The organism is Oleiphilus sp. HI0125 (assembly GCF_001635355.1).
The window spans coordinates 1-601 of sequence record NZ_LWGF01001457.1 but is presented as its reverse complement, the minus strand read 5'-3'; the positions used below and the strand labels follow the sequence as shown (position 1 = coordinate 601).

General features: G+C 40.8%; 1 protein-coding gene. It reads left to right on the top strand.

All coding sequences use genetic code 11. The features are described 5' to 3' along the window. The coding region (locus A3762_RS28050) for a hypothetical protein (RefSeq protein WP_197469567.1) at nt 1–225 on the top strand (225 nt) is incomplete at its 5' end. Nucleotides 226–601 lie beyond the last annotated feature (376 nt).

Here is a 601-nt window from a genome sequence, read left to right as displayed (position 1 = left end):
CAGGGTGCTCTCGTTAGCTTTTTGATCTTAGCGCTTACTGTTTTTACAGATGGTCTGCGCTTGCACTACCGCTATGCCGTCGTAGGCTTTTACCTATTTGTCGCGGTCGGCATCATTGCTTTCGTTGAAGCATTTGTTTGGTGGTTCTTAGTGTTATCACTGGTTGTGATTGGCTTAGAGGTCGCTCTAATTATGCAAGCGAAAAAAGACAAAACCACGAGTTAGGTGGTCAACGCACGATTATCGGAGTTAGATGGATCACCTAATTACAAGCGGCTTTGCAACCGATTTTGTAAATTTGTTATGTAGTTTGAAATAACTTGAAATCCTAAAAATCTAAACTTGAATTGCATCAAAATTATATGAAGGCCCGCCTGTAAGTAGCCAACCAATTGTTTTGATGCATATTTTCGCCGATAAGGCGTAGTGCGAAAAAAGTATCCTGAAACTGATCTTACTTTTGGAATTTAATACAAAAGAATGGAAAGTTTAGGATGGATGACAATAATGAGTCAGAATCAGAGAAAACAGAACAGATCGATACTCAGGCTAAGTAGTCCTTGGGTCACGTGATGACTGCCTCTGAGCAAGAAGCAGAGGC